Source organism: Pseudomonas sp. FW305-7 (genome assembly GCF_058786735.1).
Map to the genome: position 1 here is coordinate 132,211 of NZ_JBYSZA010000017.1, position 8,642 is coordinate 140,852.

Below are 8,642 nucleotides of genomic sequence, written 5' to 3' on the forward strand. Positions count from 1 at the left end.
TCACTCATTCACAGTCCCGCCCTTCTAAATCAGCACAAGGGACGTGTGATGTTCAGCCCTGCCAACCCAGCCTCTTTCTTCCTGGACATCGAGGGGTTCGAACACGACCTGCAGGTCCTTGAGTTCACTGGCAAGGAAGCTATCAGCCAGCCCTTTCGCTTTGATCTGACACTGGTCAGTGAACGCCCCGACCTCGACCTGGAAAGCCTTCTGCATCGTCTGGCCTTTCTCGGTTTTGACCGTCACGGCAGCGGCATTCATGGCCAGATCTACAGCGTCGGCCAGGGCGACTCCGGCAAACGCCTGACGCAATACCAGATCAGCCTGATGCCCGGCCTTGCCTGGCTGGGCCACCGTTTCGAGCAGAAAATATTCCAGAAACTCAGCGTGCCGCAGATCATCGCTCAGGTTCTGGAAAGCCACGGCATCCTGCGCAATGGCTATCGATTTGCCCTCGGTACGGACTACCGCCCACGAGACTATTGCGTCCAGTACGACGAGAGTTGCCTGCATTTCCTGCAGCGGCTGTGCGAAGAAGAGGGCCTGCACTACCACTTCGAGCACAGCCGCGCGGGGCATGTGCTGGTGTTCGGCGATGATCAGACCGTCTTCCCCAGGCTGCACCGCCCCACCAGCTACCTTCAGGACAGCGGGATGGTCGCTGATGAGCAAGTGATCAACGCGTTCACCCTCTCGTTCAACACCCGCCCCACTGCCGTGACCCGTCGCGACTACGACTTTGAAAAGCCTTTGCTGCAACTGGAGAGCACTGCGAAAGATCCTTCGCCGTTGCGACTCGAAGACTACGGCTTTCCCGGTCAATTCACCGACCGCGAACACGGCAAGCAGCGCGCCCGACGAGCACTTGAACGGCACCGCAGCGATTATCGGCAAGCCACCGGACGCAGCGACCAGCCCATGTTGCTCAGTGGCCACTTCCTGTCGTTGACCGGCCACCCACGCCAGGAATGGAACGACCTGTGGTTGCTGACCGAAGTCATCCACACCGCGAAACAACCGCAAGTGCTTGAAGAGTCGGTTACCAGCATCCCGAGCAACGGCTTTTCCCAAGGCTACCGCAACACCTTTCTCGCGACCCCATGGGATACCCCTTTCCGACCCTCGCTCGTGCACCGCAAAAAAACCATCACTGGCTACCAAAGCGCCGTGGTCTGCGGCCCGCCTGGCGAAGAAATCCACTGCGACGAATATGGCCGTGTCCGTGTTCAGTTCCCGTGGGACCGCGATGGCGACCACAACGATCATTCCAGTTGCTGGGTGCGCGTTGCCAGCGGCTGGGATCACGACCGTTATGGCAGCGTGCTGATCCCCCGCGTCGGTATGGAAGTGCTCGTCAGTTTTTATCAGGGCGACCCGGATAACCCGTTGATCGTCGGCTGCCTGCCCAATGGCACCAATCGCCCTGCGCTCGACCTTCCCGCCGAACACACTCGCAGCACCTTCAAGACCCAAAGCAGCCCTGGTGGCGGAGGCTTCAACGAACTGCGCGTGGAAGATCGCAAGGGGGCCGAGGAAATTTCCATCCGCGCCCAACGCGATTTCGTCCAACACGTGCTGAACGACCAGCGGGTGCAAGTCGACAACCAGTGCAGCGTCGTAGTCGGCGGCAATGCCCGGCATGAACTGCACGCAGAAGAACAACACATCACCCACGGCAACCGACAGACGGAAATCAGACAAGACGACCACCTGACGGTGCATGGCGACCGGCATATTCGCACCACCAACCATCGGTTGAGCGCTCAACAGCAAGTCCACGTCAGCGCCGACCAGCGCATCGTTATCGACGGCGGCACCAGCGTCACGATTCAGGCCGGTGGCGGCTGGATCACGATCAATGCGACAGGCATTTTCAGCAGCGTGCCGGTTGAGCAAGGAGGGGCACCAATGCCGCTGATGGCGGCCGCACCGGTGGCGCTCGACGCGAGCGAACCACCTCTCCCCGACACCGTTTCAACCGCACTCCTCAAGCAACTGCTCGGCGACGAAGCGTTGATTGAACTGTGCCAGATGCCCAACGGCGGTACGCCGATGGACTGCCCGCTGAGCGACTGTCAATGCCGCAAAGCCTTGGGCAATGGAGCTCGCTCATGAATACCTGGATTTTGCTCGAGCGCCCTGCTGCGCAACTCGAAACGCTCTATCGCCTGACGACACATCCCGACACCCAGAAGCTGTTCGCCGGCACGTCACTCAACGGTTTCGCCGAACACAGCCCACTGCTGGTCCGTCTCGACAACCAGTCAATACTCACTCAGGCCATCGAGCAGACCCCGGCGCAATGGCCCGGCCTGCTGATTGAAAGTGCGTGTGACATGTCCTCGCTTCTCGCGCATTTGCGGCAGATCCTGTTCGTCAACTTCGACCAGCAACGCAAAGGCGTGCTGCGCTACAGCAACCCGACCGTCGCCAGTTATTTTTTTGCCGCGTGTACCGCGCAAGACCTCAGCCTGTGGCTCGGTCCGATCAACGAACTGCGTTGGTTCGGTGCGACATGGGCCACTCAAGCGACAGGCGAGTCTGGCTGGCAGCAACTGAACAACCTCCACGCCAACGACTGGCACATCGAACGCACACACCGGGCCATGGTGCTGAGCGCCGCCCAGGAAGAGGCCCTGACGCGCCAGCGCAATGAACAGTTTCTCTATCGCTGGTGGCGGCAACATCCACAGCACTCCTATGTGCAGGCGGCGCAGTTGATGGCGCAAGCCCTGACTCAGGGCATCGACGACAGCGACGCGATCAGCGCCTTCCTGAGCGCCCATTGCACGCAGGCCCAGTCATGACGCGCCTGGGGAAGTTGACCGGAGGCCCCGGCTGCGAACGCGACAAGCTGATTATTCAAGTAATTGGCACGGCACATGGCAATAACCAGCGCCTGCTGATCGTCGATCAATCCGGCATCGAACCTCTTCTGGCCCTGACCGATGAAGCCGTACGCGAAACAGACCGCTTGACCAGCGTTCACAGCGAATTGTTTGTGTGGGACTGGTCGGCACAGCTCAAGCATCAGTTGTGGCTGGAAATTGCTACTCGCCAAGGCCCGCCCATTCGCCTGCCGTTGCTGGAAGACTTGCGTGTCACTCCGCGCCAACTGGAAGTGCAGTGCAATCAGATCGTGCCGATCCTGCCGTTCTCCGCCCTGCCCGGCACTCGTAGCCACTACGACCTCGGCACGCCGGTGCTGTGTCGCAGTGGTTACGTCTATGTGTTTTACCGTGATCGTCTCTGGCGCGAACTGGAAGTGCAGCAAGACGGCGAACTCACGACTTACCGCGATATCGACCTACAGGCCTCTCGCCAGAGCCAGGAATTCAGCAGCGATTACCGACAAGCCAGTGGTGTCGATCTCAGCGAGATCTGGCTGCCCACGACCTGGAACAATCAACCCGCCGAAGCCGTGCAAATGTGTTTCAGCGAAATCCAGCTCAGCGCGGCGCGCATCAAGCGGCTTGAGGAAGATCCTGCGTTGCGCGCTCTGCGGTGTCAGAGCCCAACGCTGCTGTGCGAGAGCCAGACGTTTGAACGGCTATTCGAGCAGAAACCCGATGGTGCGGCGATGCTAGAGACTTTCAGTCGCTTCGACGCGTGGAATGCACAAGTGTCCGATGCGGCGACGAAAGCCAGCATTACTTGGCGCAACCTGGCCGAGCGGGCCTTTCCCGTCGCGCTGATCGCCCCGCAACGGGCACGCCAAAGCGGTTTCGAATACGTTTTTGAGCATCCGGGCCGCTACGTTTGCGACCTCTCGGGGCAATTCGCGGCGCAGCGTAAAACCGAGGCCCAGGCCTGTCTTGATCAGTGGGAGCAAGGCGCCACACCTACGCTGCCTGAAACGTTCGAAAGCAGCGCGTGGGCCGATTGCCTCACCACGTTGCTGGATCAATTGCGCGGTAACCCGCCGAGCGCCGATGAAACGGATCTCTGGCAGCCCCAGCCTTCTGTCGTCGACGTACTGCAAGCGGCTCGGCAACGACGCGTGTGCGGCGTGCTGCTGGAAGACCCGCGCTACCGCGTGCGGCATCTGGTTTCGCAGATCCAGCAACAACAGCAACTGCTGGCGCGGCATGCCGAGCGCGCCAGCCTGCACCCGCACCACGCCGGCGCGGTCATGGTTCAGCAACTGATCGTGCCAGCGAGCATCGGTGGCCAGAAAAATCCGTTGCACGCCTGCTTCGACAAGGTGAAAGAGGCCGGCCGCCGCGACATCAACCGCTTCACCGCCACCGCAGAACGCGCGCTGCTCTGGCAGCAACTGAACAGGGCGCAGGCGCTGCTCGCCGAGTGCCTGCAACAACCGGTCACCCAGCAAACCCTGGCCGATCATTTGAGCCTGGAGGGCTTTGACTACCTCGCCGCGTTGTTTGCCGTCAGCCAGGTGTTCGCCAGCCTGGCGACCGTGCCGGCACAACTTGATCCGCTGGCTAAAAATGGCGATGTCACCAACGCGCTGACCGGCTTGAGCCTCTACAGCCCGCAGGCCAGTATCGGCCAGACATTGCTCAACGACATCGCCCACGACCCGGCGCATCCACTGCACGGGATGCTTTGGCCGGCCGTTGATGAAGCCGCGCTGGCTGCGCCTTATGTGCCGCCCACAGAGAAAACGCTTAACGAGGGCGATGGCCGTTTACGCGCCGAACACCTCGCCGAATTCGAGACCGACCCGGGGCCTTACTACCCGCAGCTCGAACACCTCGACGGGCACTTGCTGGAAGGATTACTGGCCAGCGGCAGCCTGAACAGCACACTGACTGGCCAATCGAAAGCGGCGGCCAGCACGCTGGTCAGCATTTATGAAAATCTCGCGGGCGCCGTTGAAACCGCCAGCGGCGCGGTGAAGGCCCAGATCGCACACGCCCCCACCAGCGCCTACCTGCACGGACTTGGCGTGGGGTTGCTGCGCAGTTTGATGCCCAAGACCTTTGGCGAAATGCATTTCATCAATCGCCGTGACGCTGATCCGCAGCGGTATTACCTCTTCGGCTTGTCCGACGTGCCGGCCGGAGATCAGCGACCACGGCGGGTGATGGGGGAATACCTGGATGCTCAGGGACGACCGTTGAAGGCAGGGAACGCTGCGGACGTGTTCGAGACTCCGAGCGCTTCTCGCATGGGTCATTACAAATTATTGGTGATGCCGGTGGGGCATTCGACGGTGCGGAGTCTGAGTGAGCTGAATCGGCGGATTAATGCCGTGCACAAAGAGGATGTCGAAGCGCGGGGGGCGGATGACGCGAGAGTGAAAGGCACGTTGCAGTGGGGGGTGGATGAGCATGGGGCGTTGCGGAACAGCAGGGTACATCGCGTGTTGGGCTCGTTGCCTTTTGCGGCTGGGGTTTTGATGCTGGAGGTTTGGAATGTCAGGACGGAGTGGGAAGGTAGGGAGCAGGTAAATCAGGAGAAAGGTTTATTACGTGTGGGCTTATCTTTCGTGGGAGCCGGCATTGATCTGGTTATCGCGCTGGAGATGCTGACGGTAAAACTTGCGGGCACTAGATCCGTTTTAGCAGTTGGCCGCAAGGTGCTTTTTACTATTTCAAAGGACGCAGCGAAAAAAACCTTAGGTGCTCTAGCCGCAGAGTATTTAGCCAAGGAGTTTACCGGGCGAATATTTGCTCAAATAGGATCTGGATTAATTCTTGCGGCCATTTGCCTGACAGACGCCTGGTATGCCTACAGATGGGGCGATAACGCGAGCTGGGCATATTTGATGATGGCAGTGGGTGGAGTCTTCAGCGCTCTCAGCGGCATGATTGTCACCACCGTCACCTTCCTTGGTCTTGGCCCGGCAGGGTGGGTAGCGCTGATATTGATCGTGATCGGCGCCGGAACTGCATGGTGGCTGACCGACAAACCTATCGAAGAATGGCTGGTCAACGGCCCTTTCGGCACGCAAGCTCATTCGGGCAATGCTCACCTGCTAGATCCACAGAGCGGCTTTTATTACTTGATCAGTTTGTTCGCCGATATTCGCATTAACGTGGGCTCCAACCCCGAATTCATCCCCAATGCCAAAATGGACATTCACGCTAAAACGCCGTTTCAGGTGACCTCATCCAACACCTGCATTCGAATTGAAAGTAACTTACCGGGTTTAGTTTCAAACTTAGGTACGCTCAACATCAACGCCCACTGCCGGCTCAACACATTTGAAGTCAGAGGCGGTCGCATTAAAAGCGAAACCGTGCCGTTCACAAAGCTGCTCAACAGCCAACTTGCCCAACCTAAAGCACAAAGGCTGTTACCGCAGGGACTGGAACTGTTTTTCGAAACCCCATCTAATTACGCCTTCGATTTGGTAACAGGATTATCTGGCACCTCACAACAGTGGCAAGTAAGAGCACAATGTGTACTAGAACAGAAAAATCAAATCTGGTACTTTCCTGCTCCACCACCAAAGGATGGCACACCATTTAGCGAGTTCCACAAAAAACCAACATTTGACGGTGAGGGTAAACTTTTCTGGGCAGATGAGATTACAAATAAATCGCGGAATAGTGATTCATGACTGATCAATCGTGGTACGCCAAGGCTGCTTACGGGGCGAATGAAGTCCCGCAACAAGAACCCTCGGCTGGACGTCCGTGGATAATGCGTTTCGCCAAAATCAGACTGCCTTGGGGTAATGCGGATGAACTGATACCTGTAAACATCCTTGAAAAATTCACACCAAAAAAACTTCGTCTTCATGACGACCTCAAGAAAAAGCGTGAAGAAAATTTCACCACAAGCGCCTACGCACCGCCCCTATACGAACTTATAGACTTTCACATAAGGGATAATCATGAGCGCTTCAGGTACGCACTTCTTCCCGCTAGTTCCCACTTCTGGTTATACATGAATCTTTTGGGCAAATGGATTTTTTACATATGTTTTATATTTAGCATTCCCGGACACATCTCATTAACTTTGTTGGTAGATGAAAGTTGGTGGGAATTCACTAAGAACTCATTTATCGAGTACTACTCCTGGTTTCTCGGCGTACCACTTCTATGCTGGGCAATCGGCTCAATCGTCATAAAACACTTCCCCAGCCTCTGGCTAAAACCCTCCCGAGGCCCGCTCTGGGAACTCAACCGCCGCACCGGGCTGGTCACCGTCTTCGACTACAAAAACAACGGTGAATATAAAAAGAACGGCACCATCGGTGAACTCACCGCACCCTTCTACGAGTTCGACGCCTACATCGCCACGTCCCCGGACAGTCAGGGCATGCCGATGAATGTGCTCTACCTCGCCCATCGCTACCGCAACATCATGATCAACTTCGGCGCGCTGCTCTGCCCCGGCCCCGAGACTCAACCCGCGTGCGCCCTGTGGGATTTCATCCAGAACTACATGGACGTCAGCCGCCCCCTGCCCGACCTGCCGCAATACGAGGAATACCGCCACCTCGACCCCACCACCGCCGAATACGACCGCCTCACCGGCCGCAACCCGCGTTTCTGGATCGACATGGACGATGCAAAGTTCAAACAGGTAGTCAGGGAGATGCATCAACGCGTGAACAACATCGACACGTTTCAGCGGCCAAACCTGATGGCGAGGTATGTGACGTATGTCGATTGATGGGAGTGCGGGCACTTTCACGCGCCACCGCCCAAGGATGGCACGTCGTTTGGCGAGTCCCACAAAAAACGGGAGTTCGGCGGTGAAGGCAAACTTTAATGGGCAGATGAGATTACAAATAAATCGCGGAATAGTAATTAATGAATGATGAATCGTGGTACGCCCAGACTGCTTACGGGACGAATGAGGTTCCGCAACAAGAACCCTCGACTGGCCGTCCGTGGATTATACGTTTCGCCAAGGTCAGACTGCCTTGGGGTAACGCAGATAAACTAATACCTGTAAATATTCTTGAAAAATTCACACCAGAAAAACTTCGTCTTCATGAAGGATTCAAGAAAGAACGTGAAGAAAAAATCGCCACAACCCCCTATACCGCCAGTCAGGATGAATTTATTGACTTCCATATTAGGGATAACCACGAAAGGTTCAGATTTGCCCTTCTTCCCGCAAGCTCCCACTTCTGGATGTATATGTCTGGAGGGGGACGATTTATGTTCTTCCTACTTTTCATTGTCAGCATACCTGCCTATTTCGCGGTTATTTCCATAGACCACGAGCCCATATGGGAAACAACCAAAACTATATTTATTCAACTATTCTCTTGGCTTCTCGGCGTACCACTCCTATCCTGGGCAATCGGCTCAATCGTCATAAAACACTTCCCCAGCCTCTGGCTAAAACCCTCCCGAGGCCCGATCTGGGAACTCAACCGCCGCACCGGGCTAGTCACTGTCTTCGACTACAAAAACAACGGTGAATATAAAAAGAACGGCACCATCGGAGAACTCACCGCCCCCTTCTACGAGTTCGACGCCTACATCGCCACGTCCCCGGACAGTCAGGGCATGCCGATGAATGTGCTCTACCTCGCCCATCGCTACCGCAACATCATGATCAACTTCGGCGCGCTGCTCTGTCCCGCCCCCGAGACTCAACCCGCGTGCGCCCTGTGGGATTTCATCCAGAACTACATGGACGTCAGCCGCCCCCTGCCCGACCTGCCGCAATACGAGGAATACCGCCACCTCGACCCCACCACCGCCGAA

General features: G+C 57.1%; 5 protein-coding genes. All 5 read left to right on the forward strand.

Annotation, left to right across the window (positions count from 1 at the left end; genetic code table 11):
- The first annotated feature begins 48 nt into the window (after positions 1-48).
- Positions 49-2,115 carry a type VI secretion system Vgr family protein gene (locus AC3WMT_RS20095; RefSeq protein ID WP_103303073.1) on the forward strand — a complete coding sequence of 689 codons (2,067 nt, stop codon included), beginning with the start codon at positions 49-51 and terminating at the stop codon, positions 2,113-2,115.
- Positions 2,112-2,807: a DUF4123 domain-containing protein gene (locus tag AC3WMT_RS20100; RefSeq protein WP_158249165.1), complete on the forward strand. Its 696-nt coding sequence runs from the start codon at positions 2,112-2,114 to the stop codon at positions 2,805-2,807. The genes AC3WMT_RS20095 and AC3WMT_RS20100 overlap by 4 nt, the downstream gene beginning before the upstream one ends.
- Positions 2,804-6,532 (forward strand): toxin VasX, encoded by a 3,729-nt coding sequence (locus AC3WMT_RS20105; protein WP_103303075.1) that lies wholly within the window; start codon positions 2,804-2,806, stop codon positions 6,530-6,532. The genes AC3WMT_RS20100 and AC3WMT_RS20105 overlap by 4 nt, the downstream gene beginning before the upstream one ends.
- A complete protein-coding gene (locus AC3WMT_RS20110; protein WP_103303076.1) occupies positions 6,529-7,593 on the forward strand; it encodes a hypothetical protein in 1,065 nt (354 codons plus the stop codon). Before AC3WMT_RS20105 ends, AC3WMT_RS20110 begins: the two co-directional genes overlap by 4 nt.
- Before the next feature lie 140 nt (positions 7,594-7,733).
- Positions 7,734-8,642 (forward strand): hypothetical protein (locus tag AC3WMT_RS20115; protein WP_492577921.1); only part of this gene is annotated, 909 nt, incomplete at its 3' end.